Raw genomic sequence first — 21,434 nt, 5'->3', positions numbered from 1 at the left:
TTTAGACTCAGCATTAGCTTGCACGTTTACACCACCTTATGAATAATTAATTCTAGGATCCAACAATCGATAAACAATATCTGTTAACAAGTTTATAACGATTACCAATATAGCTATGACAAATACCGATGCTTGCACAACTGCCATATCTCTACCATTAACAGCCTGTACAAGTAATTGTCCTAACCCAGGCCAAGCAAAAACACTTTCCGTTATTAAAGCTCCACTTACAAGTTGAGATACTTGCAAACCCATAATAGTGACAACGGGGATAAGAGAATTACGAAATGCATGTTTGTATATCAATCGTCCATTATTTACACCCTTACTTTTAGCCGTCCGCATATAATCTTGACCTAAAATTTCAAGCATACTGGACCTAATTAACCTAGTCATTTCTGCAGCCACACCTGTTCCAAGCGTAATTGCTGGCAATACCAAATGTAATAGTGACCCACGTCCAGAAACTGGGAAAAACTGAATGTTTACAGCAAATAATAGAATGAGAATAATCCCTAACCAAAAATTTGGCATAGCTTTTCCTAGAACAGATCCTCCTGTTATGAATAAATCTACAAAACTATTTCTTTTTCTTGCCGAGTAAATACCCAATGGGATTGACATCATAATTGCTACGACCATAGAAGCAACTGCAAGTTCAAACGTAGCTGGCAGCCGTTCTAGGACAAGCGGTAAAGCATCTTGATTGTAACGAAAAGATGTACCAAAATTACCTTGACCCAAATCTAATAAAAAACGAAAATATTGAACGATGAACGGATCATTCAGACCTAATGCCGCTCTTAATGCTTCACGATCAGCCTCTGATGCATCTTCCGGTAACATTAGCGCTACTGGATCACCTGCCATATATACTAAAACAAACACAACAAACGTAATAATGAATATGACAGGGATGATTTGCAGTAATCTCCTTATTAAATATTTTCTCAAAACCAAACCTCCCTTATAGCAGGCAGGTCCAGATACTTAATATCCAGACCTGCCACTATTAGCTAAACTATTTTATTTCGTCGTTATGTCATCAAAAAGGAATACTGCATCTAACCGCGGTTTGAAGTTAATATCCTCGCTAACACCATAATTCATTCCTTGTTGATATAAAAAGATATGTGGTCTTTCTTCCGCGACAATTTCCTGAATCCGCTTATACTGTTCCAAACGTTCTTCTTCATCTAGGTTACGTCCAGCATCATTGTAAAGTTGTTCAACTTCTTTGTTATAATAATCCGTTTGTCCCTTTGCACGATCCTTTGTATAGTGAACAAGTGAATAGGAAGCATCAAACAAACCATCGGCTAAACCTATCATGATCATTTCTTTATTTGAATTCGAGTTATAAACATCCAGAAATGCACTCGATTCCAATAATTCGAGATTGACAGTAATCCCAACTTTGCCTAGCATGGATGCAATTAGTTGTGCAACCTCACCATCAAGTGGATACCTGCCTTTTGGTGCTGTCAGCTTTATCTCAACTCCATCCTCATAACCAGCCTCAGCAAGCAAATCTTTTGCCTTCTCAACGTCATAAACATACGAGTCATATAAATCAGGATTTGAGCCAAAGACTCCTTCCGGAACACGTGATCGAACTGGTACACCTGTCCCTTTTAAAAGAGAATCTACAATAGCTTGTTGATCAATTGCTAAATCAATTGCTTTTCTTACTTTAGGATCGGAAGTAACTGCTCCCTCAGTTGTCCGCATTACTAGCAGCATTACTCTTGTTGTATCGCCTGTAACGAGTTCAACACTTTCATCACCATCTACACGTTCCCATTCATTAGGTGGTATATCAGTAGCGATATCAACACCGCCGGTAAGTAATTCCCCAACACGTGTAGAGCTTTCTGTAATTGATCTAACCTCAACATTTTCCCATTTTGGTGCGTCTCCAAAATAATCTTTATAAGGTTCTAGAACCACCCTATCGTCATGCACCCATTCAACATACTTGTATGGGCCGGATCCAATTGGATTCTTTTGAAACTCTTCCAATCCTACTTCTTCAAAATAATCTTTCGGTAGAATATCTGATCCACTTTTGGCTAATACCTTTAATAAAGTTGGCATTGGTCCATCAGTGATGATTTCAACATTTAGATCATCTAAAACATTAACTTCCTTTAGCTGTTTGAAATATGGAAATTCCTTCAGCGTCTGATCATTCATAACACGTTCCAGGCTAAATTTGACATCCTCTGCAGTTAAAGGATCTCCATTATGAAAGGTTATTCCTTCTTTCAAGGTGAACTTCCATGTCACGTCATCTATTTGTTCATATTCAGCAACAGCATCCGGTTGTATTTCCATATTTTGATCCCAATAAAATAAACGACTAAACATATTCCTAAAAACTCTTTCTCCATTGGTACTTAATGAATTTTGCGGATCCATTGTCGTTAAATCTGCACTTTGAGCGATTACCAAAGTAGAACTATCTTCCCCACCTTGGTTCTGATTTCCCTCCCCAGATGATTGATTACTGCATCCCGTCACAAATAAAAACGTCACTATTGAAACAACTAACAGCAACTTATAACATATTTTCATTCTCTTCCTCCTTTTTTACGGTTTAACTATTAAAAATAATCAGATTATTGTAAATAAAAATTTATCCAAGGTTGTTAATTACGTTTGCTGTTACTTTAATACCTTGGATGTAATCATCAATAAAAATATTTTCATTTGGAGCATGGTAATTTGAATGTGTATTAGCCACACCTATTTGTACTGCAGGAATTGATGTTTCGTTTAATAACTTACTCATAGGACTAGATCCAGCCAAATTACGTAATATAACAGGTGGCTCTTTATATACATTGTCTACACTTTTCAATACAACGTTAATAAACGGATGCTCCGTATCGGTGTTAAAGGGTGTAAGACCATGTGATTGTTTAATTTCAATGTCCTCAAATCCATTTGAATCCAAATGTTGTCTTAATAGCTGAACGGTTCTCTCTGGTGTTTGGTTAGGAACAAGTCTAAAATCCAACTTTACCATAGCAATTGAAGGTAAAACTGTTTTAGAACCTTCAGCCGTATAACCTGAATCAATGCCACAGATTGTACAGGTTGGAGCTGCAGTTAACCGCTCCTTTAATTCATAACCAGAGACGTTTTTAACAAAAGAATTGATACCGTACATATCCTTTGTTTCCTGTTCATTAAAGTCCATCGTTTGAATAAACTGTTTATCTTTTTGAGTTAAAGGAGTCACATCATCATAAAAACCTTTAATCAATATTTCCTCTTGCTCATTTTTGATTGTATTTAATGCCCAAATCAATCTCCAAGCAGGGTTTTCAATTACTGCTGCTTCAGATGAATGCAAATCATAATTAGCACCCTTACAAATTAGTTCAACATAACAAATCCCCTTAACGCCTAAACTTACATGTGGACGTTTATCAATTGCCCCACGAGCCCCACCTTCCCAAATTATTCCGTCTGTTTGAAGCTTTTCAGGAAAATTGGTAGCAAAATATTTTAAATGAGGACTTCCTACTTCCTCCTCCCCCTCAAAAATAAATTTCAAATTAACCGGTAATTCTTTATATACCTGCTGATAGGCATGTACCGCACAAATACGAGAAATCAAATTACCTTTATTATCAGCGACTCCCCTGGCAAAAATCTGACCTTCTCTAATGTCCGTCTTAAACGGATCGCTTGTCCATTCATGTAACGGGTCCTCTGGTTGAACATCATAATGATTATAGAAAGTTAACGTTTTTGGTTTACCACTATTAATTTCTCCATAGATAATTGGATAACCATCTGTTTCAATTTCCTCAATTTCGGCATTTATTTTTCTAAGAAAAAACTTAACTAAATCTTTCATCTCACTCATTCCACGGTTTTGAGCTGAAACACTTGGCTGATTACATGTTTCTATTAACCACTCAATGTACTCATCCGCTTTACTATTTACATATTGATGTAATCTTTCCATTCTGTAACCTCCCTTAAAATCTACTTAATTGAATAAACAATTTGCTTGGTGAATCACCCTCCTATCAAATGAACTATTACTTACTATGCTATTTCTAAGCCCTGTCGTTTAACAGGAACCTCGTTGTATTAAAACATAACATTATAATATTATAATGTTATAATTTTACTTAATATAAATAATTTTATTTGGTTAGAAATCTTTTTAAATACTCACAGTTGAACTTCAAGGAAATATCTTGGTTGATCTTGTTTTAATATAAATTTGGAATACTCAATAATTTGGTTTTTAACCGTTACGGTATAACGTTCTAGTACAAATAACTGTTCCCCTTTAGGGACGTTTAATAAATCTGCCTCATAATCATCGGCAATGATAGTTGAGAAGAATATCTTTGCCTTTCCTAATTCGATCCCATATTTTTTTAGAAAAATATTATAAAGCAACTCATCTTCAATATCTGTTTGAGACAAATCTGGAAAAACTCCGCTTGGTATAAATGAATATTCGATTACTTCAGGATCGCCTTCTTTAATTTTTAATCGATTAATTTTATAAACCATTTCTTCAGAATTAATTTCTAATTGATTCCCGATGTTTGTACCTGCCATTACCTTGGAAAAGCTCAATGTTTTGTGAGGATGTTGCTGATCATCGTCTGCCTCATTTCGAAGTGAAACCAGCTTAGAAATATCCTGCTCTTCTTTTTTAATAACGAATGTCCCTTTACCACTTTTCCTATAAAGAATACCTTCATTAACAAGTTCAAGAATTGCTCTCTTTACTGTAATATTACTTACATTAAATTGGTTAGCTAATTCTTTTTCTGTAGGTAATCTATAACCAGGCTCCCATTCACCTTTCGTAATTTTATCTTCTAAATAGTCCTTTATTTGATGATATAAAGGGGTAGATACACTTTTATTTAATTCCATTTTTTTCTCCTTAGTACTATTTGGTTTATATTTTTAAGAAACATTATAATATTATAAAATTATAATGTCAACACTGTTTTTTGAAAATTTAATATTTAAACATGCGTGCCAAACTAGCTAAAATACTCAATAGCTATGGCGATGGAATTTGCCACTTTTCATCTCGTTTTCCTAATGGGTAAGTGTTTACGCCTCTCTTCTCTTCCGCTTCAACACCAAATGTTCTACGGTGCCGGCACCCAAAAACACGCCACATAAAATAAAAATAAATCCAATAACATGATTTAGCGTAATCACTTCATTTAAAAAAAGAGACGCTCCTATAATCGCAAAAAGTGTATTCAGATTGATGAAAATTGCTGATTCAGCTGCCCCTACTTTTTTGATGGCATAATTATAAGTCATATGACCAAATGCCGATGCTAAAACTGCACTGAATAAAAAGATTGATCCTAGCTTCCAATCAAATAAATACGTTATTTCCTGCAGTGGCGATCCCGTAGCCTGACTAAACAAAAAGATAAATATCGACCCAAGCACGAGCATGTAGCCTGTTGCCAACCGCGGGTCAAATGTTGGTTTCAATTTACTGATTAATACAAAACTAAACCCTTGCACGACAACACCTAGGAATACAATTAAGTCACCTAATGAAATTGCCGCCAATCCATCAGCACCAGTCAACGTCGTTATAATCACGCCGACAAATCCTAAAACAAAACCGGCAATCCTCAGCCACATAACACGCTGTCGCAAAAAGACCACAGCCATCATCACAGTAACCAGTGGCATTGTCCCAAGAATTAACCCCGCGTTTATCCCCGTTGTCATATTTATACCTAACGCGACAAGCGAATGATGTAAAATAACATTGAAAACAGCTATGTACAAAATGACGAACCATTCGTGTTTTAGTGGTAACCTAAATATCCCCATCACCGAGCAAATTACCAAAACAACAATACCTGCAGTCATAATTCGAACGGACGTCAACAACATCGGGTCAACAGCATCCACTAGCACCTTTAACGCAGATACATTTAACCCCCACATCATCATTACCATGAACAAAAGAATGTAAATTTTAAGCATAAATTTACTCCCCTATTTTTCAAAGTCGCTTCAATCTGCTAGTAAAAATAAAAAAAGTTAGTTCTAGTAGCGTAAATCCACAAATTAACTAACCGTAACTATTTACAAGGAACATTAAAAGATGCCCTAAAACCTACACCAAAAAATTCCTAAGTTCCCTTACAACACGAGATATCGGCAAGCCAACAACATTATAATAATCACCGGTAATCTTCTTAACTAATATTGCCCCTTTCGTTTGAATACCATATGCACCAGCTTTATCAAAAGGATCTTGCGTTGAAATATACGACTCGATTTCATCATGTGATAAAGCCCAAAATTCTACTAACGTTTTTTCAATAAACACACGTTCGTCGTTATTTGTTCGAATCATTACACCAGTATATACCTCATGGACATTGCCGTTTAGCGTTGACAACATGTTAAAAGCATCTTGTTTATTTTTTGGCTTCTCAAAAATTTGGTTTTCGTAGGATACAACCGTGTCCGCTGCTATTATTACTTCATCATCATTCATAATCTCAGCATTTCTCCCCTTTAACAAAGCCAATTCTTTAACCTTTTCCAGCGGAGAATCTGTTTGAATTAATGATTCATCTACATCCTGCTTGCGAACAATAAATGGGATATTAATCTGCTTCAAAAGTTCTTGTCTTCTCGGTGATGACGATGCTAAAACAAGTTGTCGTGACATGAAAGTAACCTCCAGTACAAAAAAATAAATGCTGTATATGTTATAAACTATTTTCATACTACCACAATAAGAACGGTAGGGCTTCAAAATTGCCCAAATAGAACGAGAAACGAATCCAGTATAAATCTGGATCCATTTCTCGTTTTATTTATTCTAAAGGGCATTGTTGACCACAAGTATTCTCCTAAATAATCCCCTGTATTCTTAATATAATTTCGGCAACTACAGCAGATCCTAAGTAGGTTCCAAGTAATACACACATCCCAATAACAACTGTTTTCCACCCCAGTTTAGCAAAATCTGTCCAAGATCGACCTATAGATATTCCAGCATAAGCTAAAATTGGTGTCGCAATGGCCAAAAGATTAACCTCAGATGTCCACGAAACAAGTTGCTGCGATCCAGGAACCCCTGGAATCGTTAAAACAAAAGCCAGTATACCTATATATGCGATACTAGGAACTTTTTTATAAGGAATAAGCCGATGGATAATTAATCCTGCTAAACTAATCGCAATCAAAACAATAATACCTGGAAGTGCATCTAAGGGCATGACATTGTATCCAATCCAATTCCCGATGACTATAATGAAACCAATAATGATAAATAACAATACCCATTCCTGAACGCTTTTCAACATTGTCACTACACCACCTTCGTACTATTTGTTGGATTTTCTTTTTTCCGCTTCGTCATTACTTTATAAAGTTTTTCCGTCAAGGGTAACCCAATAAAAATACTAGCATATAGTCCTGTTACAGATGTAAGAAGGTTACTTGCACCAGAAAATGCAGTAATCATTTCTGCCTTATCAGGAAATGCAGCAACAAGTGGTCCCAATGAAGCCGCAGTCATACTTCCGCTTCCAATTCCGGTTGCCATTGCAAAGGAATACGGATGAAGTGGCGTAATGGTTGCTAACAATCCCGAAGCCAGTCCCATAAAAATTGATCCGAAAACTGTACCAAATATATAGATAGCCATAACACCACGTCCCTCTGGAGAAGACAAACCATATTTATCTGTAATTAGTGCCAAATTTGGCTCTCTACCAATCGAGTGGGTCATTCCAATACTTTCACGTTTTAACCCGAGATAAATTGCTACTGGCAGCGCTAAAAATATAGTTCCTAAATTACCTAGTTCTTGTAAAACCAATGCCCAGCCTGCTTCTATTAATTGTGGCAATGCTGGACCTGCCTGTACACCAAATTTCGCAACAAGTAACGTAACCGAAATAAAAACAAGCGGTTCAGCATTAATAGATTGCTTTTCCTTCACAAGTGGTGTGAAGTATAACCCAATTCCAATAATAACTGCATAAAGCATCGGTAATAGTAAAATCACACCAGGACCTATTTTTAATTCATGTATACCAATAAATTCCGTTACAATGACTATCGCAAATACAAGTATATGCAACCGCCAGTCTTTCCACATATTCAGAACTTGATCCATATTCCTATGCCCCCTTATTTAGGGAGCCTTAAAAATAAGGCTCCTTTTATTACCAGATTATTGACTAACATTCTTAATACGTTGATGTGCATGTTCTTTCATGTATTGTAATGCTGCTTTCCCCAAAACCTTCGCAGCATATAATAATGCACGCTCATTGATATTAAATTTTGGATGATGATGAGGGTAAGTTATTTCCTGTTCCGAAATTTTGGCACCTGTGAAGAAAAAGGTTCCTTTTACATGTTGTAAATAATAAGAAAAATCTTCTCCACCCATAATCTGTGGAGTTTCATTAACCGATTCAATACCTGGAACGTTCCTTGCAATTTCTGCAACAAATTCTGTTTCTGCTTTGTGATTAACCAGGGTTGGATAGCCACGAGTGTACGTATACTCGTAATCAGCACCAGAGACCTGGCACGTCCCCTGTACAACTCTTTCTATCTCGTTTTCTATAAAATTACGAGTCTCTTCTTTAAATGTCCGGACAGTTCCTGTTAATTCAGCAGTGTCGGCAATCACATTGTAAGGATTTTTCGCTTCAAAATTACAGACCGATACAACAGCTAAATCTAATGGATCAATCCTTCTACTGACAATTTGTTGTAAATTGTTGATTAACTGTCCACCAATTACAATGCTGTCTTTCGTATCGTGTGGGTATGCCCCATGTCCACCTTGACCTTGAATCTTTATATCAAAACGATCTGGAGCGGCTTGAAGAGCGCCGGTTCGATATCCAATTTCACCAAGTGGCATTTGCGCTTGTAAATGCGTACCAAATATGACATCTACACCATCAAGACACCCATCCTCAATCATTGAAATCGCACCACCTGGGGGAAGTTCCTCAGCATGTTGATGTAAAAATACAACTGTACCTTCTATTTCAGATTTCAATCCATTCAAAACTTTTGCAAGGCCTAACAATGTCGCTGTATGTCCATCATGACCACAGGCATGCATAACACCCTCATTAACTGATATAAAAGGAACATCGGTTTGTTCCTGAATTGGGAGTGCATCGAAATCCGCTCGTAATGCTACTGTTGGTCCAGGCTTATCTCCCTTTAAATAGGCTAAAACCCCATTACCCCCAACATTGGTACGAACTTTATGACCTAAATTTGTATGATAGTCTGCAATATACGCTGCGGTGTTCTCTTCCTCAAAAGATAGTTCAGGATGTTGATGAAGATATCTTCGTATTTCAACAATCTCATCATATACATCATCTAAATTACTGTATAGCTGTTCCACACCTATCACTCCTTTTCATTAAAATGAATCTTAATACTTATATTAATATAAAAATTCAGACTAATCTACAAGGAATTTTGGATTAGTAAAAAGGACACTTATGCAAAAGGTGAGAACCTTAAACGAAAGCGTCCTTTTTAATGTAACTTTATATATTGCTCTGGCTGAATGATTAACAGATTAACGCAGTGAAACTAAAGCTGGAAAATAACAGCCACCTAAGATCCGCTATACCCTCCAGAGATTCATAAACCTATCAACTTCCATATCTAACAACCTTTGATGTTCAGTAAATAATTCATTTAATTCTACCTGTTTCTCTTTTGTAAATTGGGTTGAGATATTATATGAAAATTTCTCATATAATAAAGGTATTCCTTCATCACGACGGAAGCGGTGACCGATCGGATATTTTATTTCCAACTTTCGTGTTGATGTTCTATCTTTAAAATAGATTTGAACCGCATTCGCTATTGATCGTTTTTTAGGGTCAAGATATTCCTTTGAATAATTTTCATCCTCTAAAACGGTCATTTTTTCTCGTAATTCATCAATTAGTGGATTACCAGCAATTTCATCTTCATAATGATCCGCGGTTAATTCCCCATAAATCAGTCCTATTGCAGTTATATACTGTAAACAATGATCACGATCTGCAGGATTATTCAATGGCCCTTTTTTATCAATGATACGTATGGCCGATTCATGTGTATGAATCACTATTTTTTCAATGTCCTGTAATCTGCCACTGACTTCCTTATGTAATTTAATACCGCATTCAGCAGCTGTTTGTGCATGGAACTCCGCTGGAAAAGATATTTTAAATAAAATATTCCTCATGACATAATCACGTAATGGTTGTGCAAGAGTCAGTTCTTTCCCCCCCATTAACACATCTTCAAAACCCCAGTCAGGTGCTGATAAAGCGGTAGGATAACCCATTTCCCCTCGTAGAGCCATAAGTGCCAGCCATACTCCTCTACTCGTTGCATCTCCTGCTGCCCATGATTTTCTCGAACCTGCATTTGGAAAATGTCGATAAGTTCTGAGGCTGGAATTATCTATCCATGCATTGGATACTGCGTTAATTATTTCTTCTTTTGTTCCGCCTAGCATTGCAGTCGTTACAGCTGTAGTTGCAACTTTCACAAACAATACATGATCCAAACCTTCCCTATTCAAGCTATTATCTAAGGCTAAAATACCTTGAATTTCATGTGCTTTGATAGCTGCAACAAGAACATCTTTAACCGTAAGTGGAGCCTTACCTTCCTGCTTATTCTTTCTACTTATAAAATCTGCAACTGCGAGGATTCCTCCTAAATTATCTGACGGGTGCCCCCATTCTTTTGCAAGCCAACAGTCATTATAGTCCAACCAGCGAATTAATGTTCCGATATTAAATGCCCCTTGTACAGGGTCCAAGGAATAGGAAGTACCTGGGACGATACTGCCGTTTTCCAAGTAAGCATTTGGTACAATTGGTCCTAAAAGCTTGGTACATGCTGGAAATTCAAGTGAAAGCATAGCACAACCTAAACTATCCATTAGTACATGCTGGGCAATTTCAATTGATTCACGGTCACCTACATTTTCATCCAACACATAGGTTGCTATTTCTTCAAAAAGTTTATCGGCTTTAGATTCTTTCCTAGTTATCAGATTAACCACGTCCCTTTCCCAGTACAGGTAGTATTGTTTTAGCAATTTTATTGTCTAATTCCTCATAACTTTTTAAGTCAATAGTATTGTAAAGCTCCTGACGGGTTTGCATATCTTCCAAAATATTTTTTTGTGTTCCTTTTGTAAATATTTCCTCATAAGCTTTCCTATAAGCTTTAGCTGCTACTCTAAGTGATGTCACCGGATAAATAACCATCGAATAGCCCATTTTTTCAAACGCCTCTGCCCCGTAATATGGAGTTTTTCCAAATTCAGTCATATTTGCAAGTAATGGTACGTTAATACTCTTTGCGAAAAATTCAAACTCCGATTCTTTCGTAATAGCTTCTGGAAAAATCGCATCCGCACCAGCCTCTTCATATGCTTTTGCTCTGTTTAATGCTTCGTCAATCCCTTCCACACTATGTGCATCAGTCCGGGCAACTACCACCAGTGATGGAGCAATCTTTTTCACCATTTTTATTTTTTCTGCCATATCACTAATGGAGATTAACTGCTTACCATTAAGATGACCACACTTTTTGGGAATACTTTGATCTTCCATTTGAATTGCAGCTACATTTGCTTCCACCATTTCTTTAACAGTTCTTGCCACATTTAATGGACCGCCAAACCCATTGTCAATATCAACGAGCAATGGCATATTAGTAGCTCGAGTAATTTCTCTTGCTCTTTCAGCAACTTCTGTTGAATTTAATAAGCCAATATCAGGCAACCCCATACTTGCTGTGTATGCTGCACCGGATAGATAGAGAGATTTAAATCCGACATTCTTCGCAACCAATCCAGCCATTCCATCATGCGCACCAATTATTTTCAAAATGGTTTTCCCACTCATGTGCGCTTTGAATTCATCAGCTAATTCAGCCTGTGCTTTCTGTTCTGTAGTCAACCAAGTCATAATAGAAATTCCTCCTTTAAATTACCAAATCCCAATATAAAAATATACTTGCTAACACAATACATATCCATATCAGCATGGATACTGAACCAACACGTAATAGATTCTGATGTGTAAAATATCCATACGAATAACTAATTAAATGAACAGGAGATTGCGTTATAAGTAAAAATCCAGGAACACCAACCAAATAGACCGCCATCGCCAATGTTAACGGAGAAATTCCATCTATCTGTTCTCCTAGTGTTATCGCTAAAGGTAGCATAATGGTCAAAAATCCTAGTACATTTACAAAAACAATTCGAATAAGTGCTGTAAAAACAACCAATCCTATCACAAGAAAAAAAGAAGGATAATGCTGTGAATGACCAATTACATATTGAGCAAGTTTGTCTATAGTTCCAGTATTTATAAGCATATTCGACAACATTAATGTAGCAGCAAAGAAAATCATCAAATCCCAATTCACACTTTTTTTTGCTTCATCCCAGTCCATTACTCCAATATAAGGAAGCACAACAACACTAGATCCCAATAGTCCGACCAAAGGGATAGAATAACCATGTAAAGGTTGGGTAAGCCATAATAAAAGCGTAACGACTATAATAAATGCTATCTTTATTTCAGGGATACTCCAGCTTCCTAACTCATCCATTTTCGAACGGATAAGATCCTTTACCATTTTTTGATCAACTCTTTCAATAGGCAAAAAGTGATTAAATATCCCCCATAATAAGAGAACAAATACAAATATAGGTAAACCAAAATATATTAACCAATGAAAATAAGTAATTTTATCAGAAATGGATGAAAACATTCCAAATGCATAAACAGTTGAACTCGCCCCAGTTGGTACAAATGCAGCAGAAATGGCACTTACATAAGCTATTCCAATAAAAAATGTTTTTGCCAAATTGCTTGTTGGCTGAACCTTTTTTAAACTTTTTATAATGTCATGCAAGATGGAACTGATTAAACTTCCCTTCCCAATATTAGAGGGAATGAAGAACGTTAAAATAAAGGACAATATAAAAGAAACAAATAGTAATATTCGTCCAGATCCCTTAGCCAAACTGAGAATATACAATGATATTCTGCTGGCCAGCCCTGTACTGATAAAAGCATGGGATAAAATGAAAATGGCAAATATCAACCATACCAAACTAGACCCAAAATAACTCAGTGTCTCATCATAACTAAAAAAATGAAAAGACAATAATAAAATAAGTAATATAGAACTAAAAGATAAGGGGAACACCCTCCCAATCCAGAGAGTTTGGATGATGACAAGTGTTCCCAATGCTTTCATTTGAATACTCCATTCTATTACGGGGGAAAAGAACAACACATACAACGTCAGTACTATAATCAATAGAATATTTTTTTTCATTAAATTACCGCCTTACAGCAGTGATCTATGCTCTGCTCTGTTTACGTCTTCTCAACCACCCAATAAAAAACGGATAGCAAATCGATAAAATTGTCAATATCACTAATGCAATAGTTACGGGAGACGCAACGAGTACATTAACAAAACTATCATGTGCTACAAGACTTTTTCGGAAACTTTGCTCCATATCAGATCCTACAATGATAGCAAGTATCAGTGGTGCGACCGGGAAATTAAGTAGCTTCATCATTAATCCGATCACCCCAAAAATAACCAATATATAAAAATCTATAACACTATAGCTTAATGTATACGTTCCAATAAACGCTAACACCAATATTAACGGATACAATATTTTAGGTGGAGTATCTAAAATTCTTACTAATAGTCCAACTAATAGAATGTTTAAGATTACTAGAAATATATTACCTATAAACATACTATCCACTAGCGTCCAAACCATTTCTGGATTATTTTCGAAAAGAAGTGGACCAGGTTTTAATCCCAACATAACTACTGCCCCTAGAATAACAGCTGTTGTACCAGATCCCGGTACCCCCATTGTCAAAAGTGGGATAAACGCACCTACTGAAGCAGCGTTATTAGAAGATTCAGGTGCCGCTAATCCCTCAATTGCACCTTTCCCAAATTTTTCTGGATGCTTGGACAGTTGTTTTTCGGTTGTATAGCTTAGCATCGAAGCAATTGAGCCACCTGCACCAGGTAAAACTCCAATAAGGAAACCTATTGGTCCGTTACGAATTATTGGCCATTTTGATTGCTTCCATTGTTCTTTCGTGATCCATTTCGTTCCAACTTTTTTCTTTTCCTTTTTAATCCTGTCCAAACTCATATAGTTGTAAAATACTTCTCCAACTGCATAAATACCAATAATGACAATTAAAAAATCGATACCTTCACTTAACTGTGGAATATTAAACGTAAAACGATGTACCCCTGATTGCAGATCGACACCAACTGTACTTAAGATCAATCCAATTGACATAGAGATAAAGCCTTTTACCATATTCCCTATAGAGAGTGAAACGATTGCAGATAAAGTAAACAAAAATAACAGAAAATATTCCGCTGGTCCAAATTTCAAAGCAAATGCTGCTAAAGGCTTTGCTAATATAATAAAGCCTATAATTGCAAACAACCCTCCAATTAAGGAAGCAATTGCCGAAATCGTTAACGCTTGACCAGCCTGTCCTTTTTTTGTCATCGGGTACCCGTCAAACGCTGCTGCTATTGCGGATCCATCACCTGGAGTATTAAGTAAAATGGAGCTTCTAGAGCCTCCATACATTGCTCCGTAATAGATTGCAGCCATTAATATTAAGGCACTTGTAGGTTCCATCCCAAATGTAACCGGAATAAGAACAGCAACAGCTGTAGCTGGTCCGAGCCCTGGTAGCATCCCTACTACTGTTCCAAGAAAACCACCAATAATTACCCAAAGTATATTAGCTGGTTGAATAGCTGTTATAAATCCCTCAATTACATATTGATAGTCAACTCCCATTCTTCTCTCTCCTTTCTATGGCAAGCTTACATCTAGTAATTCAGCAAATGAATACCATGCTACGAAAGAAAATATAACTGCAATTAAGATGTTCTTAATCCACTGTTTTCTTCCATTTACTACAAAAAGTAAACCAGTCAAAAATAATATGGTTGAATATAAAAAGCCGATGCGTTCAAATAAAAATGAATAAATAAAAATCAAAACCAATGACGCAATAATAAGAAATGGTGTCCTACCTTTAAACAATTGTTTTACTTCTTCTACCGTTTCTTTTCGTTGTTTCCATTCTTGAACGAAGTAAACAATACTAATGATTACTAGAAAAATCCCTATTAATGCTGGAAAATACAATGGGGCATTCGGATCCCCTATTTTTGCTCTCGTCATATTAAAAGTAAGAATAAGGTATATACCACCAAAAATGATGAAAATTATAGGTGTGATTAACCGGAGCATACAATTCCCTCCTTTTTATATGTTCTAAAAAAAACTAAGGCATTCGCCACGTCCATCATAATAGCGAGTGCCGAAGTTTTTCTTATACTTAATCCGATAAAAACTTATATTTTCTTCATGTGTAAAATTAGAATGAATCCATTAGTAGATTCATTCTAATGCGATTTTTATTCTGTTAACCCTGATACATTCAATAACTCTTCGTATTTTTTAGTTTGTTCTTCTAGGAATTTTTTCGTTTCTGTGCTGTCCATATAGTATGATTCCCACTCGTTGTTTTTCAAAATCTCTTTCCATGCATCTGTTTCGACTAATTTACCGATTTTATCATCCCAATAAGCGATCTCCTCTTCAGTCATGTCTGGTGGTCCCATTACACCTCTCCAATGTGGGAATACCATATCCACACCTTGTTCTTTCCAGGTAGGAATATCTTCTAGGCCTTTAATTGGTTTTTCTGAAGTAACCGCAACCATTTTCACTTTTCCTGCAAGGTGCTGTTCTTTAAATTCGGAAACGGAAGATGTTGCTACATCAACATGACCACCTAACATTGCAGTTAGTACATCGCCACCACTCTCATAAATCATAAATTGAAGCTTAGTTACATCCACTCCAAATTCTTGTGCTGCCTGGACAAAGGATAAATGATCATCATTCCCTAAACTTGGCGCAACTGCAATTTTTAATGACGTAGGATCTTTCTTCAATTGTTCCATAATTTCAGCACCTGTTTCGAATTTTGAGTCAGGCGCAACTGTAACCGCATTCCACTCTGTAGTAAGTATTGCCAATGGTGTAAAATCTTTATGTGTAAGCTCACTCTGTCCCAATATATTATTCGTAATAACCAAACTCGAGTTAATTGCAATGTGATGAGCATCTTGTTTCTTTAAATATTGCCAACCAACTTCTCCGCCTCCACCAGGCTTGTTAACAACATTCATGTTTTCCTCAATAATTCCATTATCGGAAAATACTTTTTGCATCGATCTTGCTGTTGCATCCCATCCACCACCAGGTGTCGCAGGAGCAATAATTTCGATGTTATCACTTGGAAAAGAAGCTTCCCCTCCAGCCTTTTCATCAGATGAACAACCCGCAATAACCATAACGAGTAATAAAAGCATGATTCCAAAAAATTTACGCATATAAAGTATCCTTTCTATTTTTAGATTTGAATATATTCTAATAATAAACTGAATCTTTTATCTTGTATGCGTTTTCATAATTAACTCAATTTAAAACTTAAAGTTAATTTTGTTCATTTTGTTCATAGGCTTCATTCAAATAATACTTCCTTTCAGGTCTACCAATAATTCCATATTCCTGTTTTACTTTTGCATAATCAGCTGATACCAGGTATTCCAAATACCGGCGCGCAGTCGTTCTAGATGAACCGATTTCCTTTCCCATCTCTTCAGCAGTCCATAATAGTACGTTGTTAGTTTCCATGGATTGCTTAACGTTCTGTAATGTTATACGGTCAATTCCTTTTGGAAGAGCATCGTCAGGCACCCGTTTTGGTCGTGTAGTTGTAAAAAGCTTGTCTAACGTATCCTGGTCAACATACTCCTTTGTTTCTAGCAGATCTTTCCTCTGTTTATAGTCATTTAGTACTTCTGTAAAGCGTTCGATTGTTACCGGTTTAATTAGATAACTAAATACACCCCTCCGCAAGCTTGTCTCTAACAGATCTTTTTCTTTAGCGGCAGTAACAATAATAATATCGATATCAGGGTTCACCTGACGCACATTATGAATTAAATCTGTTCCGAGAAAATCAGGCAAATAGATATCAAGAAGTAAAAGATCCGCTTCTTTTTTCTTTACTAGATTAACAGTTTCTTCTCCAGTTATTGCTTTCCCAATAACCTTGACACCGTCAACCTTCTTTAGAAAACTTTCATGAATATCAGCAATTCGGAAATCATCTTCGGCTATAATTACGTTAATCATTTTCATCCCCCTTTAATGATTTTGGAATATAAACAGTAAATGTCGTACCGTCACTTCCCGAATCTATCTCAATACTTCCATGGAGTGAATTTACTATTTCCTTGACATTGAACAAACCAAACCCACGTTCTGAATTCCCGTTGCTTTTAGTCGTATATCCAGCCTGGAATATCTTCTCTATTTGCTCTGACTTGAGCCCACTACCATTATCCGATATCTCAAAAATAATATCATTTCCAATATCAAGTGTAGAAAAAACGACGGACCGTTTTGATTGATTTATTAACTCATCAAATGCATTATCAAGTAAATTTCCGATGATTGTAATCAAATGAGAGAGTTCAATATGTGCTGGCAATTCCTGTAGTGAACTACTCTCATCAACAGAGAAATTCACTTTTTTCTCGAAAGCTTTACTCATCTTACCAAGTAATACAGCTTGTACTTTGAAGTCTTTTATCTGTTCAAAAATCATCCGATTATTAGTTTCAATAGTTTCTACTTCTTGCTGAACCATTTTCAATACTTCATCATATCGCTTTAATTGGAGTAGACCTGAAATAAGATGCATTTTGTTAGAAAATTCATGTGTCTGCGAGCGTAAATCGTCTGAGTACTTCTTAACCTCAGAAAGTGTATTAAGCATTTCAGTAATCTCGGTTTTATCTCTAAAAGTAGTAACCGTACCAACCTTTTTACCTTCATTAATAATTGGAACCAGATTTATAATAATATTTTTATCGTTAATATGAACCTCTTTATTCAATTGTGCTTTCAGTTGTTCTAAGTTAAAGTCAAGATTTAGATTAGGAAGTAAATTAAAAATCGACTTATTGCCATGATCATCTGTTAGATTTAGTAATTTTTTGGCAGACGTATTGATTAACGTAATTTTTCCATATTCATCAGTCGCAATAACCCCTTCATTTATCGATGATAAAACGGAATCTCTATCTCGATAAAGAGTCGCTATTTCCCGCGGCTCCAAACCTAATGTGTCTTTTCTAATGTGTCTTGCTAATAAGTAACTTGCTATAATACCAATAACGATTACCCAAATGGAGAAAAGAAAAATATTCTTAAGACGTTGAGCAATCGTTGCATAAATACCCTTTTTCAAAAAACCTACCGTTACTACTCCCAATACATTTCCCTTATCTGATAGTATCGGGGCTTTACCAACAATCGAGGGCCCTATAAATTCATCTGACTCCATATTGTAATAGCCCCCGAAGACCAAGGCAAGATAACCATCATCGAATTTCTGATATTGTCCAATAGATTCCTTGTTTGGATGGGTAACAATATAACCTTGATGATTCTGGATAACGATAAAGTCAATATCATTATGTACACGATGTTGTTCATTAAAAAATTGCAATGATTTGGAAGGATTATCTTGCTGTAGTGCCTGTTTAACAGAAGGCATTAAAGAAATAGTTTTTGCTGTTTGTAAACTTAATCTATTTTTATTGGCAAAAATTTGATTTGCATCAAAATAAGCAAAAACACTAAAAAGAAGAATAATCAAAGAGATAAGTATGCCAACTACCAAGCCAATTATTTTTTTTTGGAGAGATACGTTTAAAAGTTTTTGAATCATTTGGTCACCTGCCAATTCAACGATGTTTAATAGAAATCTTAACATTAAAACCATATTAAAAAAATGAGAATGATAGAGTACCTTTTGATCAAGACATTCTATCATTCTCATTTTTTAGGGTTGAAGAGTGAGCCACTAAACCTTATAAAATTAATCTATACTAAGCACAAAGGTGATTGGCCACCTAAAACTCTCACTCCCCAGATTTAAAAAAACAAAAAATTTTCCAAAACTATGACACCTAACCCTATTCCCATTTCGCTTATTGTTATGGGAAGTATTCATTTTGTCTTCCACTTATCTAAATCATTTTTGAAAGGATCGATTCTCCATGAACTATATTAAAGAACTAAATGCATTTAAGGACTGGCTGCTAACGACGAAATCCCTACCAGTGCCATTGTCTTATGGCACACATTGATGGCGATAAACAATTCAGTCGGATGGAAAAGGAGATTTAATGCGCCGAACGCATTAGTGGAGCAGTTAACAGGCTTGTCCAAACAAGGATTGCTTGATGCCCGGAAGACGCTTGTTAAACATAACTTAATCACGAGTGAAAAAGGGAAAAAAGGAAAAGCCTTCACTTTTGCATCACGGTCCGAATCGATCAATTCACACGAAAAATCCTAGTTAACAGAAAATATTATTAGTTTGGAAATTCACAAAAAATAAATTGACTATTAACTACCCTTGTAGTAACATACTTTATAAAATAAATACTACCTAGGTAGTAAAATTTCAAAGGAGGGTCGACATGGGAGATATAGTTAACACTTTAAAGAAAATTGGCATGACTGAGTATGAAGCTAAGATTTATGTTTCGCTCTTAAGTAATCAACCATCAAATGGAAATAATATTGCGAAATCATCAGGGGTTCCTGCCCCAAAGGTATACGAAGCATTAAAAAAGATGAATGATCAGGGTTTGGTGTTTACCGTATCTGGAGGAAATAATGGAAAGCAAGTACGATATAGCGCTCTCCCTTATAAAGAGTTGCTAAAATCCAAAAAAGACACATTTATGAACCACTACGAATTTCTAAGCCATTCCCTAGCAGACGTTTCTTCACGCAGTGATGTAGATTGGTCGGAACTTTTTGTAATAAAAGGTTATTTATCCTCAATAGAGGTTGTCCAAACAGCAGTTATCGAGTGTAATTCTCAAATTATATTAAGCTGTTGGAAAAGAGAATTTGATTTATTAAGGGACCTACTTCAAAAAGCATATGAACGTGGAGTTAAGATTGTAACCATCATTTTCGATAAGGAAGATATAGACGTTCCATGGGATTGTTTTAACCACTATAACGAAGGGCTATCTCGCCATAATGGAGAGCTCTCTGTTGTTATTGATAATAAAAAAGCAATATTACTTCATTCATTAGAAGACTCACCCCACTCGGTGGTATCTAGCCATCCGGTGATGGTATCAATCACTCGAAACTACATCAGACACGACATCTATATTAATAGAGTTATTCATGATTTTGAAAAGATGATAACAGATTATTACGGTCAAAATTTAGAAAATCTTATTGATGATTTTTAAGTTTATAGTAAATGAAAATCGTACATTTATAATTTTGACGATATTATTTATCGACTAATTGAAAGCGCTTTATTAACACTTTTTTTGGAGGAGATTAAATGGAAAAATTAATAATTACAGTTGCACCCACTGGAGCACAAACTACGAGAAAACATACTCCTTATCTTCCACTAACACCAGAAGAAATTGCAGATTCAATTTATGAATCGTGGAAAGCTGGAGCCGCTATCGGCCACGTACACGTGAAGGATATGATGGGCGAAAATACAATGGATTTGAATGTGTACCAAGAAGTGATTGATCGAGTTCAGGAAAAATGCGACATTATTTTAAACCTAACCACTGCCGGTGGGTTAGAAACCACGGAAGAAGAAAGACTTCGTGTTTGTGAATTAAACCCAGAAATGGCCACATTTGATGCAGGTTCAATGAATTTTGGAAAAGGTGTATTTCACAATTCACCTAGCTTTTTAGAAAAACTTGCTGCCAAAACAAAAAAGAGAAATATAAAACCTGAAATTGAAGCCTTTGATGTAGGGATGATTCACAATGCTTTACGTATAGCAAAAAAAGAACTATTAGACGATCCGTTTCATTTTCAATTTGTACTAGGGGTCGCTGGTGGAATGCCTGCAACGCCAAAAAACTTGATGTATATGATAGATAGTATTCCAGAGGGTTCAACTTGGTCAGCAATTGGAGCGAGTAAAGACCAATTAACCATTAATACAATGAGTATCTTGTTAGGTGGGCACGTACGTGTAGGTATGGAAGACAGTGTATATTTCCGGAAAGGTGAATTAGCCACTACAAATGCCCAATTTGTAAAAAGAATTATAGAATTAGCAAAAACGTTAGGTAGAGAAGTTGCTACACCGCAGGAAGCCAGAGAGATATTACAGTTGCGAACAAAAACTAAAATAGGTTAAGAGGTG

20 protein-coding genes are annotated in these 21,434 nt (G+C 36.0%); 3 read left to right on the top strand and 17 right to left on the bottom strand.

Annotated features, from left to right (window positions below; all coding sequences use genetic code 11):
* Window positions 1-36 precede the first annotated feature (36 nt).
* From CS937_RS16770 to CS937_RS16690, 17 genes are all read right to left on the bottom strand, one after another.
* Complete coding sequence (locus tag CS937_RS16770) at window positions 37-954, bottom strand: ABC transporter permease (RefSeq protein WP_099159616.1); 918 nt, start codon at window positions 952-954, stop codon at window positions 37-39.
* A 72-nt stretch (window positions 955-1,026) separates the two neighbouring features.
* Window positions 1,027-2,577: an ABC transporter substrate-binding protein gene (locus tag CS937_RS16765; protein WP_099159615.1), complete on the bottom strand. Its 1,551-nt coding sequence runs from the start codon at window positions 2,575-2,577 to the stop codon at window positions 1,027-1,029.
* A gap of 61 nt (window positions 2,578-2,638) precedes the next feature.
* Window positions 2,639-3,982, bottom strand: coding sequence for a M20 family metallopeptidase (locus tag CS937_RS16760; RefSeq protein WP_099159614.1), 1,344 nt, complete (start codon window positions 3,980-3,982; stop codon window positions 2,639-2,641).
* Window positions 3,983-4,194: 212 nt separating this feature from the next.
* Window positions 4,195-4,917, bottom strand: coding sequence for a GntR family transcriptional regulator (locus CS937_RS16755; RefSeq protein WP_099159613.1), 723 nt, complete (start codon window positions 4,915-4,917; stop codon window positions 4,195-4,197).
* A 186-nt stretch (window positions 4,918-5,103) separates the two neighbouring features.
* Complete coding sequence (locus tag CS937_RS16750; RefSeq protein WP_099159612.1) at window positions 5,104-6,009, bottom strand: DMT family transporter; 906 nt, start codon at window positions 6,007-6,009, stop codon at window positions 5,104-5,106.
* 133 nt (window positions 6,010-6,142) lie between these two features.
* Window positions 6,143-6,706 carry a Maf family protein gene (locus tag CS937_RS16745; RefSeq protein ID WP_099159611.1) on the bottom strand — a complete coding sequence of 188 codons (564 nt, stop codon included), beginning with the start codon at window positions 6,704-6,706 and terminating at the stop codon, window positions 6,143-6,145.
* Between the two features lie 184 nt (window positions 6,707-6,890).
* Window positions 6,891-7,346, bottom strand: a complete 456-nt coding sequence (locus CS937_RS16740; RefSeq protein WP_099159610.1) for a hypothetical protein — start codon at window positions 7,344-7,346, stop codon at window positions 6,891-6,893.
* Between the two features lie 5 nt (window positions 7,347-7,351).
* Complete coding sequence (locus tag CS937_RS16735) at window positions 7,352-8,164, bottom strand: DUF3100 domain-containing protein (protein WP_099159609.1); 813 nt, start codon at window positions 8,162-8,164, stop codon at window positions 7,352-7,354.
* A 57-nt stretch (window positions 8,165-8,221) separates the two neighbouring features.
* Entirely contained in the window at window positions 8,222-9,427 is a 1,206-nt protein-coding gene (locus tag CS937_RS16730) for a M20 family metallopeptidase (RefSeq protein ID WP_099159608.1), read from the bottom strand.
* Window positions 9,428-9,655: 228 nt separating this feature from the next.
* Window positions 9,656-11,098: a bifunctional 2-methylcitrate dehydratase/aconitate hydratase gene (locus tag CS937_RS16725; RefSeq protein ID WP_099159607.1), complete on the bottom strand. Its 1,443-nt coding sequence runs from the start codon at window positions 11,096-11,098 to the stop codon at window positions 9,656-9,658.
* Window positions 11,091-12,011 carry a methylisocitrate lyase gene (prpB, locus tag CS937_RS16720; RefSeq protein ID WP_099159606.1) on the bottom strand — a complete coding sequence of 307 codons (921 nt, stop codon included), beginning with the start codon at window positions 12,009-12,011 and terminating at the stop codon, window positions 11,091-11,093. Before prpB ends, CS937_RS16725 begins: the two co-directional genes overlap by 8 nt.
* A gap of 16 nt (window positions 12,012-12,027) precedes the next feature.
* Window positions 12,028-13,401: an SLC13 family permease gene (locus CS937_RS16715; protein WP_099159605.1), complete on the bottom strand. Its 1,374-nt coding sequence runs from the start codon at window positions 13,399-13,401 to the stop codon at window positions 12,028-12,030.
* 25 nt (window positions 13,402-13,426) lie between these two features.
* Window positions 13,427-14,926 (bottom strand): tripartite tricarboxylate transporter permease, encoded by a 1,500-nt coding sequence (locus tag CS937_RS16710; RefSeq protein WP_099159604.1) that lies wholly within the window; start codon window positions 14,924-14,926, stop codon window positions 13,427-13,429.
* A 15-nt stretch (window positions 14,927-14,941) separates the two neighbouring features.
* Window positions 14,942-15,385 carry a tripartite tricarboxylate transporter TctB family protein gene (locus CS937_RS16705; protein ID WP_099159603.1) on the bottom strand — a complete coding sequence of 148 codons (444 nt, stop codon included), beginning with the start codon at window positions 15,383-15,385 and terminating at the stop codon, window positions 14,942-14,944.
* Between the two features lie 167 nt (window positions 15,386-15,552).
* On the bottom strand, window positions 15,553-16,536 hold the full coding sequence (locus CS937_RS16700) for a tripartite tricarboxylate transporter substrate binding protein (RefSeq protein ID WP_099159602.1): 984 nt from the start codon (window positions 16,534-16,536) through the stop codon (window positions 15,553-15,555).
* Window positions 16,537-16,639: 103 nt separating this feature from the next.
* A complete protein-coding gene (locus CS937_RS16695) occupies window positions 16,640-17,344 on the bottom strand; it encodes a response regulator (RefSeq protein ID WP_099159601.1) in 705 nt (234 codons plus the stop codon).
* Window positions 17,337-18,947 (bottom strand): ATP-binding protein, encoded by a 1,611-nt coding sequence (locus tag CS937_RS16690; RefSeq protein ID WP_176555869.1) that lies wholly within the window; start codon window positions 18,945-18,947, stop codon window positions 17,337-17,339. The genes CS937_RS16695 and CS937_RS16690 overlap by 8 nt, the downstream gene beginning before the upstream one ends.
* Before the next feature lie 420 nt (window positions 18,948-19,367).
* Between CS937_RS16690 and CS937_RS19240 the strand changes: the two genes are divergently transcribed.
* The 3 genes from CS937_RS19240 (at window position 19,368) to CS937_RS16680 (ending at window position 21,428) form a co-directional block, all read left to right on the top strand.
* The gene (locus CS937_RS19240; protein WP_141554370.1) at window positions 19,368-19,580 is read left to right on the top strand and encodes a hypothetical protein; all 213 of its coding nucleotides are present in this window, start codon (window positions 19,368-19,370) and stop codon (window positions 19,578-19,580) included.
* 124 nt (window positions 19,581-19,704) lie between these two features.
* Entirely contained in the window at window positions 19,705-20,499 is a 795-nt protein-coding gene (locus CS937_RS16685; RefSeq protein WP_099159599.1) for a TrmB family transcriptional regulator, read from the top strand.
* Between the two features lie 98 nt (window positions 20,500-20,597).
* Entirely contained in the window at window positions 20,598-21,428 is an 831-nt protein-coding gene (locus CS937_RS16680) for a beta-keto acid cleavage family enzyme (protein ID WP_099159598.1), read from the top strand.
* Window positions 21,429-21,434: the final 6 nt, after the last annotated feature.

Source organism: Virgibacillus ndiopensis, from assembly GCF_900187325.1.
Lineage (GTDB): Bacteria > Bacillota > Bacilli > Bacillales > Amphibacillaceae > Virgibacillus_E > Virgibacillus_E ndiopensis.
This window is presented reverse-complemented; position numbering and strand designations above follow the sequence as displayed.

What these genes read in the sequence shown, in the direction of transcription:
- CS937_RS16695 (WP_099159601.1), bottom strand. Translation starts at nt 17,344, where the DNA reads ATGATTAACGTAATTATAGCCGAAGATGATTTCCGAATTGCTGATATT.
- CS937_RS16735 (WP_099159609.1), bottom strand. Translation starts at nt 8,164, where the DNA reads ATGGATCAAGTTCTGAATATGTGGAAAGACTGGCGGTTGCATATACTT.
- CS937_RS16715 (WP_099159605.1), bottom strand. Translation starts at nt 13,401, where the DNA reads ATGAAAAAAAATATTCTATTGATTATAGTACTGACGTTGTATGTGTTG.
- CS937_RS16690 (WP_176555869.1), bottom strand. Translation starts at nt 18,947, where the DNA reads ATGATTCAAAAACTTTTAAACGTATCTCTCCAAAAAAAAATAATTGGC.
- CS937_RS16750 (WP_099159612.1), bottom strand. Translation starts at nt 6,009, where the DNA reads ATGCTTAAAATTTACATTCTTTTGTTCATGGTAATGATGATGTGGGGG.
- CS937_RS16710 (WP_099159604.1), bottom strand. Translation starts at nt 14,926, where the DNA reads ATGGGAGTTGACTATCAATATGTAATTGAGGGATTTATAACAGCTATT.
- CS937_RS16755 (WP_099159613.1), bottom strand. Translation starts at nt 4,917, where the DNA reads ATGGAATTAAATAAAAGTGTATCTACCCCTTTATATCATCAAATAAAG.
- CS937_RS16760 (WP_099159614.1), bottom strand. Translation starts at nt 3,982, where the DNA reads ATGGAAAGATTACATCAATATGTAAATAGTAAAGCGGATGAGTACATT.
- CS937_RS16705 (WP_099159603.1), bottom strand. Translation starts at nt 15,385, where the DNA reads ATGCTCCGGTTAATCACACCTATAATTTTCATCATTTTTGGTGGTATA.
- CS937_RS16765 (WP_099159615.1), bottom strand. Translation starts at nt 2,577, where the DNA reads ATGAAAATATGTTATAAGTTGCTGTTAGTTGTTTCAATAGTGACGTTT.
- prpB (WP_099159606.1), bottom strand. Translation starts at nt 12,011, where the DNA reads ATGACTTGGTTGACTACAGAACAGAAAGCACAGGCTGAATTAGCTGAT.
- CS937_RS16745 (WP_099159611.1), bottom strand. Translation starts at nt 6,706, where the DNA reads ATGTCACGACAACTTGTTTTAGCATCGTCATCACCGAGAAGACAAGAA.
- CS937_RS16685 (WP_099159599.1), top strand. Translation starts at nt 19,705, where the DNA reads ATGGGAGATATAGTTAACACTTTAAAGAAAATTGGCATGACTGAGTAT.
- CS937_RS16740 (WP_099159610.1), bottom strand. Translation starts at nt 7,346, where the DNA reads ATGTTGAAAAGCGTTCAGGAATGGGTATTGTTATTTATCATTATTGGT.
- CS937_RS16700 (WP_099159602.1), bottom strand. Translation starts at nt 16,536, where the DNA reads ATGCGTAAATTTTTTGGAATCATGCTTTTATTACTCGTTATGGTTATT.
- CS937_RS16680 (WP_099159598.1), top strand. Translation starts at nt 20,598, where the DNA reads ATGGAAAAATTAATAATTACAGTTGCACCCACTGGAGCACAAACTACG.
- CS937_RS19240 (WP_141554370.1), top strand. Translation starts at nt 19,368, where the DNA reads ATGGCGATAAACAATTCAGTCGGATGGAAAAGGAGATTTAATGCGCCG.